The sequence below is a fragment of the Sodalis sp. RH14 genome (assembly GCF_047324285.1).
In the GTDB taxonomy this organism is placed as follows: domain Bacteria; phylum Pseudomonadota; class Gammaproteobacteria; order Enterobacterales; family Enterobacteriaceae; genus Acerihabitans.
The window spans coordinates 5,270,461-5,290,117 of sequence record NZ_CP178739.1; the positions used below are offsets into that span (position 1 = coordinate 5,270,461).

The 19,657-nt window shown below is 59.7% G+C and carries 15 protein-coding genes; 3 read left to right on the plus strand and 12 right to left on the minus strand.

Annotated features, from left to right (window positions below; translation table 11 throughout):
* Positions 1–25 precede the first annotated feature (25 nt).
* From ACL2XQ_RS24130 to bioH, 4 genes are all read right to left on the minus strand, one after another.
* Entirely contained in the window at positions 26–877 is an 852-nt protein-coding gene (locus ACL2XQ_RS24130) for a triphosphoribosyl-dephospho-CoA synthase (protein WP_410013214.1), read from the minus strand.
* Complete coding sequence (gene mdcA, locus ACL2XQ_RS24135) at positions 877–2,538, minus strand: malonate decarboxylase subunit alpha (protein WP_410013213.1); 1,662 nt, start codon at positions 2,536–2,538, stop codon at positions 877–879. Before mdcA ends, ACL2XQ_RS24130 begins: the two co-directional genes overlap by 1 nt.
* A gap of 245 nt (positions 2,539–2,783) precedes the next feature.
* On the minus strand, positions 2,784–3,053 hold the full coding sequence (locus ACL2XQ_RS24140; protein ID WP_410013212.1) for a DUF1471 domain-containing protein: 270 nt from the start codon (positions 3,051–3,053) through the stop codon (positions 2,784–2,786).
* 69 nt (positions 3,054–3,122) lie between these two features.
* On the minus strand, positions 3,123–3,911 hold the full coding sequence (gene bioH / locus ACL2XQ_RS24145; protein ID WP_413727584.1) for a pimeloyl-ACP methyl ester esterase BioH: 789 nt from the start codon (positions 3,909–3,911) through the stop codon (positions 3,123–3,125).
* 40 nt (positions 3,912–3,951) lie between these two features.
* On the opposite strand from bioH, the gene gntX reads away from it, so the two are divergent.
* On the plus strand, positions 3,952–4,638 hold the full coding sequence (gene gntX, locus ACL2XQ_RS24150; RefSeq protein WP_413727583.1) for a DNA utilization protein GntX: 687 nt from the start codon (positions 3,952–3,954) through the stop codon (positions 4,636–4,638).
* 59 nt (positions 4,639–4,697) lie between these two features.
* Positions 4,698–5,273, plus strand: coding sequence for a Fe-S biogenesis protein NfuA (nfuA, locus tag ACL2XQ_RS24155; RefSeq protein ID WP_410013209.1), 576 nt, complete (start codon positions 4,698–4,700; stop codon positions 5,271–5,273).
* Positions 5,274–5,394: 121 nt separating this feature from the next.
* Here nfuA and malQ read toward each other — a convergent pair whose 3' ends face one another.
* From malQ to glpE, 5 genes are all read right to left on the minus strand, one after another.
* A complete protein-coding gene (malQ, locus tag ACL2XQ_RS24160; RefSeq protein WP_410013208.1) occupies positions 5,395–7,497 on the minus strand; it encodes a 4-alpha-glucanotransferase in 2,103 nt (700 codons plus the stop codon).
* 9 nt (positions 7,498–7,506) lie between these two features.
* The gene (gene malP, locus ACL2XQ_RS24165) at positions 7,507–9,912 is read right to left on the minus strand and encodes a maltodextrin phosphorylase (protein WP_413739770.1); all 2,406 of its coding nucleotides are present in this window, start codon (positions 9,910–9,912) and stop codon (positions 7,507–7,509) included.
* Positions 9,913–10,249: 337 nt separating this feature from the next.
* Positions 10,250–11,008: a DeoR/GlpR family transcriptional regulator gene (locus ACL2XQ_RS24170; RefSeq protein ID WP_410013206.1), complete on the minus strand. Its 759-nt coding sequence runs from the start codon at positions 11,006–11,008 to the stop codon at positions 10,250–10,252.
* A 24-nt stretch (positions 11,009–11,032) separates the two neighbouring features.
* Positions 11,033–11,872 carry a rhomboid family intramembrane serine protease GlpG gene (gene glpG / locus ACL2XQ_RS24175; protein ID WP_410013205.1) on the minus strand — a complete coding sequence of 280 codons (840 nt, stop codon included), beginning with the start codon at positions 11,870–11,872 and terminating at the stop codon, positions 11,033–11,035.
* A gap of 324 nt (positions 11,873–12,196) precedes the next feature.
* Entirely contained in the window at positions 12,197–12,529 is a 333-nt protein-coding gene (gene glpE / locus ACL2XQ_RS24180) for a thiosulfate sulfurtransferase GlpE (protein ID WP_410016707.1), read from the minus strand.
* Between the two features lie 179 nt (positions 12,530–12,708).
* Between glpE and glpD the strand changes: the two genes are divergently transcribed.
* Entirely contained in the window at positions 12,709–14,220 is a 1,512-nt protein-coding gene (gene glpD / locus ACL2XQ_RS24185) for a glycerol-3-phosphate dehydrogenase (protein WP_410013204.1), read from the plus strand.
* A gap of 181 nt (positions 14,221–14,401) precedes the next feature.
* On the opposite strand, the gene glgP is transcribed toward glpD, so the two are convergent.
* The 3 genes from glgP to glgC are packed head-to-tail and all read right to left on the minus strand — an operon-like array spanning position 14,402 to position 19,644.
* Positions 14,402–16,849, minus strand: a complete 2,448-nt coding sequence (gene glgP, locus ACL2XQ_RS24190; protein ID WP_410013203.1) for a glycogen phosphorylase — start codon at positions 16,847–16,849, stop codon at positions 14,402–14,404.
* A 26-nt stretch (positions 16,850–16,875) separates the two neighbouring features.
* Positions 16,876–18,306: a glycogen synthase GlgA gene (gene glgA, locus ACL2XQ_RS24195; protein WP_410013202.1), complete on the minus strand. Its 1,431-nt coding sequence runs from the start codon at positions 18,304–18,306 to the stop codon at positions 16,876–16,878.
* A gap of 51 nt (positions 18,307–18,357) precedes the next feature.
* Positions 18,358–19,644: a glucose-1-phosphate adenylyltransferase gene (gene glgC / locus ACL2XQ_RS24200; protein ID WP_410013201.1), complete on the minus strand. Its 1,287-nt coding sequence runs from the start codon at positions 19,642–19,644 to the stop codon at positions 18,358–18,360.
* Positions 19,645–19,657 lie beyond the last annotated feature (13 nt).

The following is a 19,657-nucleotide window of genomic DNA, read 5'->3' on the forward strand; positions in this document are numbered from 1 at the left end:
AACATCCTCTTGATGATGTAGATGATCAGGCGCTAACCCAATCGAGGAAAAACGTGGCCGCCAGCAGGTCGGCCGCGCCGCCCGGCGAGGCGTTATCCGCCAGCATGCGCCGCTCGAGCGCGGCCAGCGCCGCGCGTCCGGCCGGACTGCCGGTGCCGCCCGCCGCCAATACCGCCGCCGCGCCCCGGTGCATGGCGGCAAGCGCCGCCATGCCGCCCCGGCTCAGCACGCAGGTATCGGTCAGGGTGGTCATAATGGCCATTAACGCGTCCAGCCGGGCCTGCGGCTCACCGGCGCCCGCCAGCCGGCTGCGCCGCAGCTGCGGCAACGCCCGGTCGGTGATATGGGGAAATCCGCCGATGGCCTCTTCGCGCGCGCCGGGAACCTGATAGCGCTGCGTGGCCCGCTGCCCCTTGCTGAAGCTTTTCGGCTGCGCGGCGTCGGGCAGTACGGCCAGCCGCGCCGCGTGGGCGGCGATGTCCGCCGCCGTTCCCCGGCCCCCCAGCATGGCGCTGGCGCTGACCAGTAATCCCAACGCCCAGATCGCGCCGCGATGGGTATTGACGCCGCCGGTGGCGCTCATCATATGCCGCTCGCCCATCCGCCCCAGCCGGCCGATTTCCTGGCGCAGCGCCATATCGGGCGGGCGTTGCCAGCTGTGCAGCGCCAGGCGGTAAAACGTCGGCCGCAGGCTATGCGCCGAGCGCTCCATCAGCGCCAGGCTCAAATCCTGATGCGCCCCGGGACCGCGGCTGTCCACCAGGCCCGGTTTCGGGCTAAGGCGCGCTTCCTCGATCAACGCCGTTACGGCAAGCGCCGCGAGGGCGGCGGCCCGCGCCTCGGCATCGTACGGCTGGCCTAAGGGCAAGGCGTTCATTACCAGCTCCGGAATTTAGCCGGGGGCTGATATAAGCCGCCGGACCACTCGACCAGATCGGCAATGCTGCCGGCGGCCAATAAGGAACGGCTGGCGTCGGAACGACGGATGCCCATATCTTCCGGATAAACCACCAGCTCGCGGCGGCGCAGATCGTCCACCCGTTTGGCGTCGACGCCCAGGCCGATATCGGTGATGCCCGCCACCGCCGCCACCATGGCCCGACGTTCCTCCATCGAACGCGCGCGGTAGAGATAGGCGATGCCTTCCTCGGTCAGCACATGGGTGACGTCCTGGCCATAAATCATTACCGGCGCCAGCGGCATGCCGGCGCCTTTGCCGACCTCCACCGCCTCGAGTTTTTCCACAAAGGACGGTTTAGCGCCGGCCTGATAGGTTTCCACCATTTGCACCACCAGCTTGCGGCCGGGCAGCATCGGGTCCGGCTCTTCGATCATATCCAGCCAGGCCGGGGTGGCGTGGCGCCGGCCGTGAGGATCATGGCCCATATTCGGCGCGCCGCCGAAACCGGACAGCCGACCGCGGGTTACGGTGGAAGAATTGGCAAGTCCGTCGATCTGCAGGGTGGAGCCGATAAACATATCCACGGCATATTGACCGGCCAGCTGGCAGAAGGCGCGGTTGGAGCGCATCGAACCGTCGGCGCCGGTAAAAAAGACGTCCGGACGGGCGCGGATATATTCTTCCATGCCTAATTCGCCGCCAAAACAGTGCACCGTTTCCACCCAGCCGCTTTCAATGGCCGGGATCAGCGTCGGATGGGGATTCAGGGTCCAGTGCCGGCAGATTTTGCCTTTCAGGCCCAACTGCTCGCCGTAAGTCGGCAGCAATAGCTCAATGGCTGCGGTATTAAACCCGATGCCGTGGTTAAGGGACTGCACCTGGTGTTTGGCGTAGATGCCTTTGATCGCCATCATCGCCATCAGCACATGTACCGGCTTGATTAAACGCGGATCGCGGGTAAACAACGGTTCGATAAAGAACGGCCGGTCCGCCACCACCACAAAATCAACCCAGGAGCCGGGAATATCGACGCGCGGCAAATCATTTTCGTCATCCACCAGTTCATTCACCTGGGCGATAACGATGCCGTCCTTAAACGCCGTCGCTTCCACCAGCGCCGGGGTATCCTCGGTGCTGGCGCCGGTATAAAGGTTGCCTTTGCGGTCGGCCTTGAAACCGGCAATCAGCGCGACATTAGGCACTAAATCGACAAACAGGCGGGCATAAAGCTCGATATAGGTGTGAATAGCGCCGATTTCCAACTGCCCGTCTTCCAGCAATTGAGAAATGCGCAGGCTTTGCGAGCCGGAAAAGGCAAAATCCAATTTGCGGGCAATGCCCTGCTCAAACAGATCCAAATGCTCCGGCAGGCTGACGCTGGGCATGATCATATGCAAATCGTGGATTTTTTGCGGGCTGACTTTCGCCAGCATGCGCGATAAAAAATCAGCCTGCTTCTGGTTATTGCCTTCCAGCACCACCCGATCGCCGGGCAGGATCAGCGCTTCGAGCACGGCGGTAATGGCGTCGGTGGGCAACACCTTGCCGTCGGCTATAGCGCGAACCTGCTCCAGCCGGCGTTTCTTTTCAGTGCGGCGGGTATCCCAGACTCTGGGGGACGCTTGATGAAGCGGCATTATTGACCTCCTCGGTTCATAAACTGTCGCAACATGGGACAGTGGTCATAAACGGTAGAGGGAGTGTAAGGCGGTCAAGATGGGCTCATCAATTAACCCCGGCGGTCAATCGTTAGCGTAAGGGTAACGAATGCGTTGTGCCGCCCCGCGGCGGAAAAAGACAAAAAAAAACCGGTATCAGCGTGAAGACCGCTACCGGATCAGGATGGAATTTATTGGCCGCGCCCGGCCCGGGGCGTCAGTCTTTATTTATAGACATCGGCGGTAGCGCTGAACCTGCCATGCTGGCGGCCGGCGATAATGACATAATATTTACCGCCTTTTTCATCCGCCCGTTTGGAGAGTATGGCCTTGGCATCCATCGGCGAGGTCGTCTTGGCGGTGGTATGCACGGTGGCAATTTTCTCGTAGCCTTTTTCCTTGGCCTCCTGCGGGGTAATTTCTTCCGCCGCCAGGGCGCTTAGGGTAAATAGCGTGCCGGCCAGTGTCATTGCCATAAAGGTTATCGTCTTCATCGGTATTCCTTCATCTCTTTTACGGTGGAACGTGCCACTAACTATAGAAGAGTTTTTGTTTAATCCTTTTCACCTGGCGTCAGGAAGTGTTTTCCCGCCGGCAAAGTCGATAATGTATTGGCAAAACAAATCGGGATGGGAAATAAAGGGCGCGTGGGCGGCTTTGGGGATCACCACGCCGCGGCTATGAGGCCAGCGCGCGTCCAGCAGCGCGGCCACCTTGCGCGGCACCAGTCCGTCCAGATAGCCGTACAGACGCAGCAGCGGCAGATCGAGCGCGTCAAGCTGCGCGCGCAAATCCGCGGTGCGCAGGATCTCCAGCCCGCCGGTTAATACCGCCACCGGCGGCAGCGGGTGCTCAAGCACCACCTGCTTTAACCGGCGGGCATCCTGGCGGGCGGTGTCGGTGCCGAGGGTTTGCAGGGCCAGGAAACGCTCCACCGTGCGGTGAAAATCCTGGCTTAGCTGCTGCGCAAAACCCGCCAGCACCTCGGGTTTGATGCCCGGCCATTGGTCGCCGGCGCTGAACCTGGGCGACGAGGCGACGGTAATCAGGCCGGCGACCCGATCCGGGCGCGCCAGCGCCGCCTGCGCCGCCACCAGGCCGCCCAGCGACCAGCCCAGCCACCACGCGCCCTCCGGCGCTCCGGCGGCCACTTCCTGCGCCATCTGCTGCAAGGACAACGGCCCATAACCCTGGCTGCGGCCGTAGCCCGGCAGATCCACCAGATGCAGGCGAAAATGCGGCGACAGCCGCGCTTCGATGCAAGACCAGACGCCGGCGTTCAGGCCCCAGCCATGCAGCAGCACAAGATCAACAGAACCGCTGCCGAGGGTATGCCAATAGAGAGATGTCATCAGTTATAGTTCCAGGTACCCAGGTTATGGAGGACCTCCCATGCTAACAATCAACGCCCTTTGTTGGCTATGCCAACAGCCATTATGGTTTAGCCACCAGGGAATTTGCCGGTGCTGCGCCGGCCACCTGCTTAACCGGCGCGAGACCTGCTGCCCGCGCTGCGGGCTGCCGGCCGGAAGCCGCAGGCTTTGCTGCGGACGCTGTGTGCTGAAATCGCCGCCGTGGCAATCATTGCTGTATGTCGCTGATTACCGGCCGCCGCTGAGCCGGCTGGTAAAAAAACTCAAATACCAGGGCGGCACCGGGCTTGCGCGCGTGCTCGCCCGCCTGCTGGTGTTGCGCTGGCAGGAAGAACGCCATTTGTACGGGCGCGATAAGCCGGATCTTGTACTAAACGTGCCTTTGCATACTTACCGCCACTGGCGCAGGGGCTATAATCAAACAGATCTTCTCGCCCGGCCGCTGGCGCGCTGGCTGGGCGTGGAATACCTCAGCCAGGGACTGGAGCGCACCCGCGCCGTGGCGCCGCAGCAAACGCTGCATGCCGGCGCCCGCAGGCGCAACCTGCGCGGCGCCTTTGCCTGCCATGCCGATGTGGCCGGCAAGACCGTGGCGCTGGTGGATGACGTGGTCACCACCGGCAGCACCATGGACGAAATTACCCATCTCCTGCTGGCCCGACAGGCCAGGGCGGTGCAGGTCTGGTCAGTTTGCCGGACCTTGTAGTGCTCAGGTTAATGGGAGTATTATAACCGACTAGATTAGTCAACTATTGAGTGAATGATATGATCCGGATTACCGATGCTGCCCAGGAACATTTTGCTAAATTACTGGCCAATCAGGAAGCTGGCACCCAGATTCGTGTATTTGTCATTAATCCAGGCACGCCGAATGCGGAATGCGGCGTGTCATATTGTCCTCCCGACGCGGTTGAAGCCACCGATACCGAGCTGAAGTTCGAGAAAATCAATGCGTATGTCGATGAGCTCAGCGCGCCTTATCTTGTGGATGCGGAAATCGATTTTGTTACCGACAAGCTCGGTTCGCAGCTCACCCTGAAAGCGCCAAACGCCAAGATGCGTAAAGTCTCCGACGACGCGCCGCTGATTGAACGGGTGGAATATGTGTTGCAATCGCAAATCAACCCGCAGCTGGCAGGCCACGGCGGCCAGGTTTCTCTGATGGAAATCACCGACGATAACCTGGCTATCCTGCAGTTCGGCGGCGGTTGCAACGGCTGTTCCATGGTCGATTACACCCTGAAGGAAGGCATTGAAAAAGAGCTGCTGGAAAAATTCCCCGAGCTAAAAGGCGTGCGCGATCTGACCGAGCACCAGCGCGGCGAGCACTCGTTCTATTAACGGCGGCGCGGCCGTCGGCCTTACCGTGAATTACCGGTCCGCTGCGACGGGCCGGCGCATCCCTGCCCAAGCCCCTTTTTACCCGCCGCACGGCGCCTGAGCGCCACTGTATAACCTGCGTTTACCGCTCACCCGTCGGCGTATTGCCTATCGCTGCCTTGCGCAGGCGATCTACTTCCCTGAGCAGGCGCATCAAGGTGGGGTCGTCAAACATTTCGTCCACCTCCCGCGTCAGCTTACGCCGCCAGTTCGGATATTGATCGGTGGTGCCCGGCACATTGACCGGCAGCGCCATATCCAGCCAATCCTCGGGCTGTAGCCCCAACAGCGCCGAATTGCTGCGCGCCACGTAGCGGTGCAGCCCGCGGTTCAGCAATGGCGACATCATCACCCGGTCCGCATTGGCGCTCATCTTTGCCGGTACGCATTTCCAGGCGTGCAGGGCCGCCAGCAGCGCCTGACGCGCTTTCTGCCTATCGTCCAGCAAAAGCTGATACACCTCCTGCGAGGGGTAGATTTTCAGTTCCCGTCCCAGCCGCAGATCCTCCTGCTGCCAAAAGCCGCGCAGGGTGGCGAGATCGTGTGTGGTCAGGGTGGCCATGGCCTGCGCCATATATTCATCGGGCGGGCGGAAATGGGTGGCGTCGGTACGCTCGAACAGCAATACCTTGTAGGAGTACACGCCGGCGGCCTGCAGTTTACCGGTGATTTCGCGCGGCACGGTACCCAGGTCCTCGCCGATAACCATGCACTGCTGCCGGTGGCTTTCCAGCGCCAGCACCGCCAGCAAATCATCCACCGGATATTGCACGTAAGCGCCGTGCTGCGCCGTCTGCCCGCGCGGTATCCACCACAGCCGCAGGAGCGACATGACATGATCGATACGCAACGCGCCGCAGTGGCGCATATTGGCACGCAGCATCGCGATAAACGGCTCATAGGCCCGGGCGATGAGCACGTTCGGGTCCTGCGGCGGCAGGCACCAGTTCTGGCCCTGCGGTCCCAACTTGTCCGGCGGCGCGCCGACCGAGGCCGCCAGGCAATACAACGTGCGATCGCTCCAGGTCTCCATGCCCCCTTCACTCACGCCGACCGCCAGATCGCGATACAGGCCGATGGGCATTTCCAGACGCCGGCTCAGGCGAAAGCAGGCGTCGAACTGGCGCGCGGCCTGCCATTGCAGCCAGCTGAAAAACAGGATTTCGTTTTCGTGCCGTTGACAGAATTCCCGCACCGCGGCGCCGTCAGCCTGCTGATACTCCGGCGGCCACTGCTGCCAGCCCGCCGAGGGATGGCCCTCGCGGGTCAGGTAACGGTGGAGCGCATCGAAGGTGGCCTGCTGGCGCAGGCTGTCGCCGCCGTCGTGGATAAACCCGCTAAATGCCCGCCGCTCGGGGTCATCGGGCGCGCGGGTGTTGAACTGCGCATAAGCGTGGGTCAGCGCCGCCAGCTTGCATTCCGTCACCTGCGGATAATCCACCAGCTCATCGGCGCGCAGGGCGGCAAGGCGCTGCTGGGTCCGCGGCGATGCCAGCCACTCTTGCGCCGCCGGGCTTTGCTGGAAGTCCTCCAGCGCGCCGACATCGATATACAGGATATTGAGCCAGCGCCGGGAGGACGGACTATAGGGGCTGGCCCAGCCGGGCGCGGCGGGATACAGCGCATGGATAGGATTCAGGCCGACAAAGGCGCCGCCGTGGCGCGCGGTGCCCTCGATCATCAAGGCCAAATCGCCGAAATCGCCGATGCCCCAGTTATGGCGCGAACGCAGGGTATACAGCTGCACGCAGGCGCCCCAGAGCTTATGCCCCGCCAGCAGCGCCGGCGGTTCATAACAGCGCGGCGGCGCCACGATAATCTGGCAGGACCATTGGCTGTCGCCGGCGCGCAGGGTGAGCCGGTGATAGCCGGGCGGCAGCGCGGCAGGCAACGCCACGTGGCCATCCACCGTCCCGCCCTGATGGCGGCGGCCCGATTCCTCGATAAGCTCCCAGCCGGCCGGCTGCGCAAGCGTCACCGGCAGCGGTCGTTCTTGGCCGGTCCTGACCACCCACACCGGCGGCAGCGCCGCCGTTCGATCGGCATCGTCGCTTAACCCCGCCATGGCGGCCAGCAGCTGCCGCTTGGTCTCCTCGCTGATGATTTTGCGCTGTCCCCAGGCATCCACATATTCCGGAATAATTCCCGCCCGTCCGGCGGACCGCTCCAATACCTTGGGATCCATCAAAACTCCTTAACGTTTTGCTTGCCAGATGCGTTGCTGATAATCGCGTATCGAACGGTCCGAACTGAAGAACCCTACCCGGGCGGTATTCAGCACCGCGCTGCGCGTCCAGTCGTCCGGACGGCGGAACAGGGCATCCACCCGCCGCTGCGCCTCGCAATACGCGGCGAAATCCGCCAGCACCAGGTAGGGATCGCCGCCCTCCTGCAGGCTGTGCAGCAGCGGTTCGAACGCATGTTTATGCTTATGGCTGAAAACACCGCTGCCCAGCTCGGTCAGCAGGCCTTTCAGCGCTTTATCCTTTTTCAGGTACTGAGCCGGTTTATACCCCCCGGCCAGCAGCGCTTTGACCTCCGGGTCGGTCAGGCCGAAGATGAATATATTCTCCTCGCCGACCTGTTCGGCAATTTCCACATTGGCGCCGTCCAGGGTGCCGATGGTCAGCGCGCCGTTAAGCGCCAGCTTCATGTTACCGGTGCCGGACGCCTCCTTGCCGGCGGTGGAAATCTGTTCCGACAGGTCCGCCGCCGGGATCATCCACTCCGCCACCGATACCCGGTAATCGGGCAGGAAGATCACTTTAAGCCGATCGTTTATCTTACGATCGTTGTTGATCTTCTCCGCCACCTGATTGATGGCATAAATAATATTCTTGGCCAGGGCATAGCCCGGCGCGGCCTTGGCGCCGAACAAAAACACGCGCGGCACGATATCAAGCGCCGGGTTATCGCGCAGCTGGCGATAAAGCGACAGGATATGCAGCAGGTTAAGATGCTGGCGTTTATATTCATGCAGCCGTTTGATTTGCACGTCGAACAGCGCTTCCGGGTTGACGGTGATATCGGTCAATTGCCTGATTTTCGCCGCCAGGTAGTGCTTATTGTCGCGCTTGATCTGCTGGAAGCGCTGGCGGAACTCCGTCTGGTCCGCATAGGGTTCCAGCTCCCTGAGTTTTTCCAGCCGGGTCACCCAGCCCTTGCCGATGGTGGCGTCGATAAGCTTCGCAAGCGCGGGATTGCACGCCTTCAGCCAGCGGCGCGGCGTAATGCCGTTGGTGACATTATGGAATTTTTCCGGCCAGAGCGTGAAGTATTCCGGGAACAGGTCGGTTTTCACCAGATCGGAATGCAGGGCGGCTACGCCGTTAACCGCAAAACCGCACACCACGCACAGATTGGCCATGCGCACCTGTTTGTCATAGTTCACCGCCACCTTCGGCCATATCTCTTTATCATCCGGCCAGCGCTGCCGCACCACTTTCTTAAATTCGCGGTCTATCTGCCTGATAATGTCGAAATGGCGCGGCAGCAGGGCGCGTACCAGCTTTTCGTCCCAGCGCTCCAGCGCCTCCGGCATCAGGGTATGGTTGGTATACGCGAAAGTGCGCGAGGTAATCGCCCAGGCGTCCTGCCAGGAAAGCTGATGTTCATCAAGCAGCACGCGCAGCATTTCAGGGATGGCGATGGTGGGATGGGTATCGTTGAGCTGGATGACTTCGTAATCAGGCAAGCTCTGGATCGTCCGGCCCGCCAGATGGTGGCGGCGCAGGATATCGGCTACCGCGCAGGCGCACTGGAAATATTGCTGCATCAGGCGCAGCTGTTTGCCTTCCAGGTGATTATCGTTAGGATACAGCACCTTGGTCAGCTTGGCGGCGTCGATGCCGGCCTGCTCCGCTTTCAGGAACTTGCCGTCGTTAAACAGCCCCAGGTCAAAGGGATGGGGATGGGTGGCTTGCCACAGGCGCAGCGGCAGGATGATGCCGTTTTCATAGCCGACCACCGGCAGGTCCCAGGCTTCGCCGTTGAGGGTAAACGCCGGTTCCCAGTTCACGCCGCCTTGCTCATTTTTCACCAGTTTGCCGCCCAGCCCCACCCGCACCGTCAGCGCCGGGTTGTGCCTGAACCAGGGATACTGTTCCCGCTGCCAGTCATCCGGCGTTTCGCATTGCCTGCCCGCGGCAAAATGCTGGCGGAACAGGCCGTACTGATAATCCAGGCCGTAGCCGGTGGCATCTTGCCCCACCGTCGCCATGGAATCCAGGTAACAGGCCGCCAGACGCCCCAGTCCGCCGTTGCCCAGGGCCGGGTCGATCTCCTGCTCCAGCAGGTCGGTAAGCTCGATGCCGTAGCCCCCCAGCACCTTTTTCACCGTATCGTACCAGCCCAGGTTAATCAGGTTGTTGCCGGTCAAGCGGCCAATCAGGAATTCCATGGAGAGATAGTTGACGTGCCTTGGATTTTTTTGGTCCTGCTGACGCGCCGGCTGCCGGGAGATTAATTCATTCACCGCCGCGCTGACCGCGTGCCACCATTGATAGGCGGTCATTTCCTGCGCTTCCTGCAGGCCTAAACGTTGCCACTGGCGGTCCAGGGCCGATTGAAAGGCGACTTTATCAAGCTTCATTTTTGGCATAAAAGCGTCTCTATCCTGTTGATAAAAGTGGGTCAACGCCGGAAACGGGCCGACAGCCTGCGCGGACTGTCATATTCACGGGATATCTCTACCGGGCGGCCGTCGCGGGAGCGACGGACCCATGTTATAAGTTATCGTAAAACAACGGGGTTTGTTCGTTTATGATCAAAGAATAGTCAAGGGCGTTAAAAAGAGGGGCGCTGGCAAAAAATTTTAATTAATTAGCGAAAAAATAATCTACCGTGGCGCGCGGCCGGTTAAAACGACCGGCGCGCCGGGGCCGGCAAGCGGCCCGCGCCCACGATGGCGCGGCCTGGCGGAACGGGGCATCCTGCCCTCAGCACAGCTCCAGCTTAACCTCGGACTGTTCGATAATGCTCATTACGCTCGGCGGCGGCAGCTCGTCGGTAAACAGAAAATCCACCAGGGACATTTTGCCCAGGTTGACCATGGCGTTGCGGCCGAATTTGGAATGGTCGGTGACCAGCATAACGCAGCGCGAGTTGTCGATAATCGCCCGCTTGGTGCGCATTTCGTGATAATCGAACTCCAGCAGCGATCCGTCCATATCGATGCCGCTGATGCCGAGGATGCCGAAATCCAGGCGGAACTGGGAAATAAAATCCAGCGTGGCCTCGCCCATAATGCCGCCGTCGCGGGTGCGCACCTCACCGCCGGCCAGGATCAGGCGGAAATCCTCTTTGGCGGTCAGCAGCGTGGCGACATTGAGGTTATTGGTGACCACCCGCAGGTTCTTATGGTTCAGCAAGGCATGGGCCACCGCCTCGGGGGTGGTGCCGATATCGATAAACAGCGTGGCGCCGTCCGGTATCTGACTGGCTACCCGCTGGGCGATGCGCGCTTTTTCCGCCGACCACATGATCTTGCGATCCTGGTAGGCCGTATTCACCGAACTGGACGGCAACGCCGCGCCGCCATGATGACGATGAATCTTATTGTGCTCGGCCAAATCGTTCAGATCGCGCCGGATGGTTTGCGGGCTGACCGAGAAATGCTCCACCAACTCTTCGGTACTGACATAACCCTGCCGCCGTACCAATTCAATAATGGCATCATGCCGCTGCGTTTGCTTCACGTTAAATCCTCTGCTGCCTGAACCCTATCGCCGGCGACCAATCGCATGGCGCGTATCCCAGAAAGCCATTAATAATCCGATAACCAGCCCCGCCACATGGGCGGCATTAGCCACGGCAATGCCGAAAATATCGAAATAACCGGCGATAAGCCACAGCAGGGCAAACACAATGACACCGCGAGGCATCATCAGCGGGCCGTTGGGGTTTTTCTCGCCATACCACCAGACATACCCCATCAAGGCATACACCACGCCGGAAAGACCGCCGAACAGGGCGCCGCTGAAATGGGATTGCACCAGGCCGCTGACCACCGCCGAGACCAGGGTCAATATCGCCAGGGTCGTCACGCCGCGGTATTTTTCCACCGCGCTGGCGAGATACCACCACCACACTATATTGAACAATAAATGCAGTAACGAAAAATGCAACAAAATATGGCTTACCCAGCGCCATACCTGCAGGTAGCGCGACGGACCGGCGGGAAACGCCAGCCAGTACATAACGACATCATCGCCCAGGACGTTCATTAAAATAAACACCAGGACGCAGCATAACAACACGCCGAGGGTCAGCGGCCCCGCCTGGCTGCGCAGCGCCGGCAGCCAGGCGGTGCGCTGATAATGAAACTGCCCGCGCTCGGCGCTGCCCGTGCGCCAGCTGGCCGCCTGGTAACGTGGGTGCGTCGGGTCCAGCAGAAAGATTTCCAGCGCGGCCTCTACCCGGGCCAGCTCCGCGTCATCTGCAAGCCATAGCTCGGCTATCCTGCCTTGCTGCTGCATTTCAATCGTCACGCCCTGGGTTTTCATATAGTCGATAAAAGCCTGGGCAAGGCGGGCATTGGACAGGGTCGTTACACGAATCATAGCGTGGGGCGAGTCCTTTAATCATGATGTTCGGGCGCCGGCAAGACCGGCGATATCGTGCTGGCATAGCGCTGGCATAGCGCCCGCGGCGCGATAATCAGCTGATTACTATCATAACATGTTCCCTGCGGCATCCCCCATCATGGCATCAACGGCCGCAGGGTTTTTTGCTTACGGGGAAAATGAACGGTTTTGATAAGAAGGGGAACAGTATCCGCTTGCGGGCAGGGATAATCGCGAGCGCGTCACAATCGACGCACCGGTGATTATCGCCCGCTGAAAAAAGCGGCGCCCGCGCAGGGAAACGCCGGCGCCTGGCGCGGGTCAGCCTGCCGTCGGGGTGGCGACGTCGGAGGGAAACGCTTTCTGCCAGGCATCGAAACCACCGTCTATGCTATAGGCGGCGTTAAACCCCTGTTGCAGAAGGTACTGCGCAGCGCCCTTGCTGCTGTTGCCGTGATAGCACATCACCATCACCGGACGGGTAAAGTCCGTCTGCTGCATAAACGCGCCCAGGGTTTCGTTGGTAAGGTGAACCGCCCCCGGCGCATGGCCGACGGCAAAACTCTGCGGATCGCGGATATCCACCAGAATCGCGTCGCCCTGCCGCCAGCGTTCATACGCCTGTTCCACGCTTATTGCCTCGAAGTGTTCCATCGCCTGCGTCGCCTCGCTTGTTAACGTTTTTTCCACATAGTGTAAACATAAACTGTTACCTGCGTCACGCATAGACGTTTTTTTCAGCATGGGCCTTGGCGCTGATGTTGGTTTTCGATTACAATTATGAGCGAAAACGAAAATAAAAGAACTGTAACGAGCACCTGGAGGAAGGTAACGTGGAAACCAAAGACTTGATCGTGATCGGCGGCGGCATTAACGGCGCCGGCATCGCGGCAGACGCAGCGGGGCGCGGCTTATCCGTGCTGCTGCTTGAGGCGGATGACCTGGCCTGCGCGACCTCTTCCGCCAGTTCAAAACTGATTCACGGCGGCCTGCGCTATCTCGAGCATTATGAGTTCCGCCTGGTCAGCGAAGCGCTGGCGGAACGCGAGGTGCTATTAAAGATGGCGCCGCATATCGCCTTCCCCATGCGCTTTCGTCTGCCGCACCGGCCGCATCTGCGGCCGGCCTGGATGATCCGCATCGGACTGTTTATGTACGATCATCTGGGCAAACGCACCAGCCTGCCGGCCAGTAAAGGGTTGCGTTTCGGCGCGGATTCCATCCTCAAGCCTTCCATCGTGCGCGGTTTTGAATACTCCGACTGCTGGGTGGACGATGCCCGGCTGGTGGTACTGAACGCGCAGGAGGTGGTCGCCAAGGGCGGCGAAGTGCGCACCCGCACCAAAGTAACCCGCGCCTGGCGCGAGAACGGCCTGTGGACGGTGGAAGCGCAGGATGTGATTACCGGCCAGACCCTGACCTGGCAGGCCAAGGGCCTGGCCAACGCCACCGGCCCATGGGTAAAGGAATTTATCGACGACAGCCTGAAGCTGCCCTCCCAGTACGGTATACGCTTAATCAAAGGCAGCCATATCGTGGTGCCGCGCGTGCATAACGGCCAGCACGCCTATATCCTGCAAAATGAAGACCACCGCATCGTGTTTGTCATTCCCTGGCTGGACGAGTTCTCCATCATCGGCACCACCGACGTGGAATACCACGGCGATCCGAAAGCGGTGCATATCGACGACGGCGAGACGGATTACCTGCTTAACGTCTATAACGCGCATTTCAAGAAGCCGCTCAGCCGCGCGGACATCGTCTGGTCCTATTCCGGCGTGCGTCCTCTGTGCGATGACGAGTCCGACTCGCCGCAGGCGGTGACCCGCGACTATACCCTCGCGGTCACCGACGACCACGGCAAGGCCCCGCTGCTATCGGTGTTCGGCGGCAAGCTGACCACCTACCGCAAACTGGCTGAACACGCTTTGGAAAAGCTGCATAAATATTATCCTGACGCCTACGGCGCCTGGACCAAAGGGGCGGTATTGCCGGGCGGCGATTTTAACGGCAGCCGCGACGATTATGCCGCCCAGCTGCGGCGCAAATACGCCTTCCTGACCGAAAGCCTGGCACGCCGCTACAGCCGCACCTACGGCACCCAAAGCGAGCAGATCCTGAAAGGCGCGGCCACGTTCGCCGACCTTGGCGAGCATTTCGGCCACGAATTGTACGAGGCGGAGCTGCATTACCTGGTGGAAAAAGAATGGGTGGTTACCCTTGAAGACGCCATCTGGCGCCGCACCAAACTCGGCATGTGGCTTGATGACGGCGAAAAACAGCATGTGAGCGAATGGCTGGCCCATCATGCGCGCGGCGGGAGGAAGCTGTCGCTGGCCTCCTAGGCAAGGGCGGCCGGATTCGGCCAGCGCATTTTAAGCAACAAGGCCGCGTAACGACGCGGCCTTGTTTGATCGCCCTGGAGCGCTGTTTATAGAGAAATGATCAGCGCCGCCAGGCCATAAACACGCCAGCTCCGCGTGTCCCTGTAGACGTCAATACGGTGACAGCCTGTCGCTTGCTCCGCTACAGCCGGATCGGCTTCACATGCCATATCTCATCGGCATATTCCTGGATGGTCCGGTCCGACGAGAAATAGCCCATACTGGCAATATTCATTACCGCCCGCCTTGTCCACTCCTCCGGCTGCTGATAAAGCTGGTCCACCCGATCCTGGGTATCGACATAACTGCGATAATCCGCCAGCAACTGGTAATAATCGCCGAAATTCACCAGCGTATCGAACAGATTACGGTAGCGATTGGCCTCGCCCGGACTGAATACGCCGGTGGCGATCTGGGTCAGGGCCTGGTTAAGCTCCGCATCCTGCTCATAGAACTGGCGCGGGTTGTAACCGTCGCGACGCAGCGCTTCCACCTGCTCGGCGGTATTGCCGAAGATAAAGATGTTTTCCTCGCCCATGCGGCTGCTCATCTCGATATTGGCGCCGTCCAGGGTGCCGATGGTCAGCGCGCCGTTAAGCGCGAACTTCATATTACTGGTGCCGGAAGCTTCGGTGCCCGCCAGGGAGATCTGTTCCGATAAATCCGCCGCCGGGATAATCAGCTGCGCCAGGCTGACGCTATAGTTGGGAATAAATACCACCTTCAAGCGGTTCTTCACCTGCGGATCGCTATTAATCACCGTGGCCACATCGTTGATTAAATGGATAATCTGCTTGGCCATATGATAGGCCGAGGCCGCTTTGCCGGCAAAGATATTCACCCGCGGCACCCAGTCGGCATCGGGATCCTGTTTAATCCGGTTATAGCGGGTAATAATGTGCAGCACATTCATCAACTGGCGCTTATATTCATGGATACGCTTGATTTGCACATCAAATAACGCCGCCGGGTCGGCCACCACATTAAGCTCTTTGGCCATATAGAGAGCCAGCGCCTTTTTATTTTCCAGCTTGGCCTTTTGCACATCCTGGATAAACGCCGGGAAATCGATATGGGATTTGATTTCCTCCAGCTGGCTTAAATCGGTACGCCACATCTGGCCGATGGCGTCGTCCAGCACCGCCGACAGCGGCCGGTTCGCCAGCGCCAGCCAGCGGCGTGGCGTGACGCCGTTGGTTTTATTGCAAAACTTGTCGGGATAGATGCGCGCGAAATCGGCAAACAGCGATTGCACCATCAGGTCGGAATGCAGTTCCGATACCCCGTTGACCTTATGGCTGGCAATCACCGCCAGCCAGGCCATGCGTATCATCCGCCCGTCATGTTCATCAACGATCGACACGCGTGACAGCAGGGCGCTGTCGCCGGGAAATTGTTCCTGCACGCCGGTTAAAAAATGATCGTTGATTTCAAAGATAATCTGCAGCTGGCGCGGCAGGATCTTGCCCAGCATGTCCACCGGCCACCTTTCCAGCGCTTCGCTCATCAGGGTATGGTTGGTATAGGAGAATACCTTGCCCACCACGTCCCATGCCTGTTGCCAGGTAAATTTATGCTCGTCGATCAAAAGCCGCATCAGCTCGGGAATCGACAGCACCGGGTGGGTATCGTTGAGATGCACCGCGATTTTATCCGCCAGGTTGTCGAAGGTCTGATGCATCATCCAGTGACGGGTGAGAATATCCTGCATGGTGGCGGAGACTAAAAAGTATTCCTGGCGCAGGCGCAATTCGCGGCCTGAATAGGTGGAATCATCCGGATAGAGCACCCGGGAAACGTTTTCAGAATAGTTTTTATCTTCCACGGCGGCGAAATAATCGCCCTGGTTGAATTTGCCCAGGTTGATTTCATTGCTGGCCTGGGCGCTCCACAGTCTTAAGGTGTTGGTGGCGTCGGTATCGAAACCGGGAATAATCTGGTCATAGGCGCAGGCCAGCACTTCCTCGGTCTCCACCCAACGGGTTTTCGCCCCCTCCTGCTGCACGCGGCCGCCGAAGCGGACCTTATAGCGGGTGGAATGACGGGGAAACTCCCAGGGATTGCCGTATTCAAGCCAGTAATCCGGCGATTCCGCCTGCTGCCCGTTGATAATATTCTGCTTGAACATACCGTATTCATAACGAATGCCGTAACCCCGTCCCGGCAGCGCCAGCGTCGCCATGGAATCGAGGAAACAGGCCGCCAGCCTCCCCAGCCCGCCGTTGCCTAACCCCGGGTCGTTCTCTTCCTCCAGCAGATCGTCCAGCTCGAACCCCATATCCTCCAGGGCGGCCTTGGTATCGTCGTAAATCCCCATCGCCAGCAGCGCGTTGGACAAGGTCCGGCCGAGCAGAAACTCCATCGACAGGTAATAGACCTGGCGCACGTCCTGCGACAGTTGGGCGCGATTGGAGCGCAACCACCGCTCCACCATACGATCCCGTACCGCCAGCAGCGTGGCGTTCAGCCACTCATGCTTATTGGCGGCGGAAGGATCTTTACCGATGGTAAACATCAGCTTATAGGCAATCGAATGTTTCAGCGCTTCCACGCTGAGGGTGGGTGAAGCATAAATAAACGGAGAGTTCATGGCATTCATTCCCAATCAGTGAATATCTACAAGCGTTGATAAAGAGACTGATAAGCCCGGGCGGCGACATGCCAACTGAAATCTAAACCCATCGCCTGACGCTGGACATAACGCCACAGGGCAGGCCTTGACCATAACACAAAAGCGCGGCGGATAGCCCGCTGCAACGCGCTGGCGGTGGCATCTTCGAAAACAAAACCACTGGCGATGCCGTCGGAAAGGTTCTCAAGCGAGCTGTCGGTCACCGTGTCCGCCAGCCCGCCGGTGCGCCGTACGAGCGGCAGGGTACCGTATTTCAGGCCGTAGAGCTGCGTCAGGCCGCAGGGCTCGAACCGGCTCGGCACCATAATCACGTCCGCGCCGCCGATAATGCGGTGGGAAAACGCCTCGTGATACCCTAACTGTACCCCCACCTGGCTGGGATATTCCGCCGCCGCCGCCAGGAACCCCTGCTGCAGGTTGGCGTCGCCGGCGCCGAGCAGCGTCAGCTGGCCGCCCTGCTCCAGCAGGTCCGGCAGGACTTCCAGCACCAGATCCAGCCCCTTTTGGCTGGTCAGGCGGCTGACCACGGCGAACAGCGGGACCTTTTCGTCCACCGTCAGGCCCATGGCGGTCTGCAGATGACGCTTATTGTTGACTTTCGCCTCCAGCACATCACGGTTATAGCGCGTGGACAGCATGGCGTCATGGGTCGGATTCCAGATGGCATCGTCCACCCCGTTGAGGATGCCGGTCAGCCGTCCCTGGGACTGCAGCGACGCCAATAGCCCTTCCATACCGTAGCCGTAGGCCGGCTGGGTGATTTCCCGGGCGTAGGTGGGGCTGACGGTGGTGACGTGATCGGCATAGAACAGCCCGGCCTTCAGATAGGAGATCTGGCCGAAAAACTCCATGCCGTAGGTGTGGAAAAACTCATCCGGCAGGCCCAGCTCCGGCAGGTGTCGGGCGTTGAACAATCCCTGGTAAGCCAGGTTATGCACCGTAAACACCGATTTCGCCGGTCGTCCCTTGGCCGCCAGGTAAGCACAGGTCAGGCCGGCGTGCCAGTCATGGGCCTGGATGATATCCGGTTGCCAGGCCCGGTCCAGTCCGCTGGCCATTTCGGCGCCGACCCAGCCCAATAGCGCAAACCGCAGATAGTTATCCATATAGGCATACTGATCCTGGTCATGGTAAGGGCTGCCGGGGCGATCGTAAAGATCGGGGGCATCGATAAGATAGATGCCGACGCCGTTGAAACGACCATATAACAGTTTGACGCGGCGTGAAAACGCGTCGAATTCATTAACCACGCGGGTATCCGGGATACCTTTGCGCAAATCCGGAAACGCCGGCAATAAAACCCGCACGTCATCCCCTTCCACAATCTGAGCCGCGGGTAATGCCCCGACCACATCTGCCAGTCCCCCGGTTTTCAGTAGGGGAAACAGTTCAGAACACACATGTAAAACCTGCATTATCGCTCCTGTTAAGGCCTATTATTTTTTGACTGATGGCTACAGATCTTCCTAATTGACGTTGGCCAGCATCTTACGTGTTACCAGCACGATTCCTTCCTCAGAGCGATAGAATCGTCGTTCATCGTCCGCGGCGTTTTCACCGATCACCATGCCTTCCGGTATTTCGCAGGCACGATCGATAATGCACCGCCGCAATCGGCAAGAGCGTCCCACGATCACATCCGGTAAAATTACCGCGCCGTCCAGCGTGCAAAACGAATTAACGCGCACGCGGGGAAACAGTACAGAGTGCGTGACATGCGCACCGGAAAGGATGCAACCGCCGGAAACCAGTGAGTTCAGGGTCACGCCGTGGTTACCGGCGCGATCCTGAACAAATTTGGCCGGCGGCAGCGGTTCCATATGCGTGCGTATCGGCCAGTTTTGATCGTACATATCCAGTTCCGGGGTTACCGAAGCCAGATCCAGATTCGCCCGCCAGTACGCGTCCAGCGTGCCCACGTCACGCCAGTAGGGCGGGGTTTGGTCATCGTCGGCGGAAGAGACGCACGACAGGGTGAACGGATGCGCCCAGGCTTCGCCCAGGGCGGTGATTTTCGGGATAATGTCCTTGCCGAAATCATGATTGGAGCCTTCGGTGCGCATATCCTCTTCCAGCAGGGCAAAGAGATAGTCGGCATCAAAGACATAAATGCCCATGCTGGCCAGCGCCAGATCCGGGAAACCGGGCATGGCCGGCGGTTCCGGCGGTTTTTCGACAAAGTCCAGCACCCGGTATTCATCATCGACCGCCATGACGCCGAAGTCCCTGCCCTCCATGCGGGGCACCGGCAGGCAGGCCACGGTGCATTTGGCGCCTTTTTCCACATGATCGATAAGCAGGCGGGAGTAATCCATTTTATAGATATGATCACCCGCCAGGATGACGATGTATTTGGCGCGGTAGCGGCGGATGATATCCAGGTTTTGCGATACCGCGTCCGCCGTGCCGCGATACCAGTGTTCGGTGGCAAAACGCTGCTGCGCCGGCAGCAGATCGACAAATTCGTTCATCTCCTCGTTGAGGAAAGACCAGCCGCGCTGGATATGCTGCACCAGGGTATGCGACTGGTACTGGGTTATCACGCCTATCCGGCGGATACCGGAGTTCAGGCAGTTGGAGAGCGCAAAATCAATAATACGGAACTTACCGCCGAAATGAACCGCGGGCTTGGCACGCTTGGCCGTCAAATCTTTTAACCGCGAACCGCGTCCGCCCGCCAGGATCAGCGCGACGCTTTGGATCGGCAATTGTCTGGCCAGCATCACCGGGTCACTACCTTCATACCTAACCATCGCCGACTCCTTA